Source organism: Streptomyces sp. NPDC001156 (assembly GCF_053598275.1).
In genome coordinates this window covers 1-2,068 of sequence record NZ_JBSFJX010000475.1, presented here as the reverse complement: position 1 = coordinate 2,068, position 2,068 = coordinate 1, and the positions used below count along the sequence as shown (strand labels likewise).

Here is a 2,068-nt window from a genome sequence, read left to right as displayed (position 1 = left end):
GTGCGCCGTTTCACTCGGCGTTGGATCGCCCCTTCAAGGGGCCGAGGTTCGGAAGGAGGTGACCTCGGGGCCACCCGCCTGACCTGGACGCGAAAGCGCGAGGGGACAACAGCATGGCGGGAAAGCGCGGAGCATCGCGAAGGCGTCGAAGGTGCTGCCGTGCAAGGCCCGCGTGATACGGCGAAGGCCACACTGCTTGAAGCCCAGTCTCCAGCGGTGGAAGACGCACACCCTGCGACACGACGCCTGAGGTCGCAGCCGTCGGCATCGGACGATCCGGAGTTTTGTCGTCTCAACCCTTCCGGCCGGCGGGCGGCGGACAGCGAGTTCGCTCAAGGGGACGGACCGGGACGCCTACGTCACGCTCGATACGTCCAGCGCAAGGGGAATACGGGATGGCCTACGGGGCGCGAGCCCTATGGCCACGGAGGGGTCGTAGTAGTCGTCGGAGTGACGCCCGACCAGGGAGGACGGGAAAGCCGTCTACAGGGCGAAGGGCCCCAGGTGTCAACAGATCCTTCACGATGGCGAGGTATGCGAAATGCAGAGCGCCGAAGCCCTTCTGGGGATCATCCGTGAACGCGGCAGGAAGGGACTGCCGCTGGAACGTCTCTACCGGTGCTTGTTCAACCCGGAGTTGTACCTGCTCGCCTATGGGCGGATCTACCGCAACGACGGTGCGATGACGCCCGGCGTTACGACCGAGACCGTGGATGGCATGCGTCTGGCCAAGATTCAGGCGATCATCGATGCGCTCCGCAGTGAGCGTTACCGGTGGTCACCGACGCGTCGCGTCTACATCGAGAAGAAGGGAAGGACGAAGAAGCGGCGCGGGTTAGGTCTGCCGACGTGGTTGGACAAGCTGCTGCAAGAGGTGATGCGCCTGTTGCTTGAGGCGTATTACGAGCCGCAGTTCTCCGATCACTCCCACGGGTTCCGGCCCGGCCGGGGCTGTCACACCGCCCTGCAGTCGATCTACCCCGGGTGGCGGGGCACCACGTGGTTCGTTGAGGGGGACATCAAAGCCTGCTTCGACAGTTTGGATCATGAGATCCTTCGGTCGATTCTGGCTGAGAAGATCCACGACAACCGGTTTCTGCGGTTGGTCGACGGACTGCTTCGGGCAGGATATTTGGAACAGTGGCGGTATCACACGACGCTGAGCGGCTCGCCGCAAGGCGGCGTGATTTCGCCGACTTTATCCAATATCTACCTGGACCGGCTGGACAAGTACATCGAGATGAACCTGCTGCCCGCCTACAACCGGGGAGCCAGGCGCACACCGTATCGTCCGTACATGCTGCTGTGGCAGCGCGCCTATCGGCTGGAGCAGCGGGGCGAGTTAGAGGCAGGTCGGGCCCTGCGCAAGCAGATGAAGACCATGCCCTCCCGCGACCCCGATGATCCTGGCTTCAGGCGGCTGAACTACTGCCGTTACGCGGACGATTGGATGCTCGGCTTCACCGGGCCGAAGCGGGAAGCCGAGGAGATCAAGGCCAACATCGGCCGGTTCCTGCGCGACGAGCTCAAGTTGGAACTGTCCGAGGAAAAGACCTTGATCACGCACGGGCGGACAAAGGCCGCTCGGTTCCTCGGCTACGAGATCGTGGTCTTGGACAACGACACCAAGCACGACCATCGCGGTCAGCGCAGCATCAACGCGCAGATCGGGCTGAAGGTGCCTGCTGATGTCGTCCGTGCCAAGTGCCGCCCCTACATGCACCACGGCCGACCGGTCCGGCGGACTGAACGCACGGTCAACAGCGACTTCTCCATCGTCGCCCAGTACCAGGCGGAGTTCCGCGGGATCGCCGGTTACTACCAGCTCGCGTTCAACCTTCACCGTCTCGGACGGCTCAAGTACGTCATGGAGCGGTCCCTGGTCAAGACGCTGGCGCGCAAGTACCGCGTCCGCGTCCCCAGGATCTATGCCCGCTACCGAGCCGTACTTGACACGGATCGTGGTCCCCGCCGGGGACTTCAGGTCACCGTCGAACGTGGTGAAGGGCGAGCGCCGTTGGTGGCGCAATGGGGCGGGGTCTCACTGGCGCGCAAGACCAGGATCGGC

1 protein-coding gene is annotated in these 2,068 nt (G+C 63.8%); it reads left to right on the top strand.

The genetic code is table 11. The features are described from left to right. Positions 1-541: 541 nt before the first annotated feature. The coding region (locus tag ACWDA7_RS52315) for a reverse transcriptase domain-containing protein (RefSeq protein WP_450615212.1) at positions 542-2,068 on the top strand (1,527 nt) is incomplete at its 3' end.